The following is a 299-nucleotide window of genomic DNA, read 5'->3' on the forward strand; positions in this document are numbered from 1 at the left end:
TCCTAACGGTGGCACTGTCCGCTTGGATTTCGACTTGGCCGATTACTCAACTTCGATCTCCCTGTTTAGGACGATCTTAGCGGCGGGCCTTACGCTGGTATTCTTTTTTGTAGTTGTTAAAACGATACGGGAGGCGTTCGCAACATGATCACGTTTTTAGGCAAGATTTGGGATTTCATGCTGAAATGGAATCCGTTCGTTAAGCTGGCTATGGGTATCGCAACCGTGGCCGTTGCCATATTCAATTGGTTTTCGAATCTCTGGACAGCTCTGTTTGAGAAGGTGGACGCTCTTGTTGT

Origin of the sequence: Pelagicoccus enzymogenes, from assembly GCF_014803405.1 — a bacterium.
GTDB classification, from domain to species: domain Bacteria; phylum Verrucomicrobiota; class Verrucomicrobiia; order Opitutales; family Opitutaceae; genus Pelagicoccus; species Pelagicoccus enzymogenes.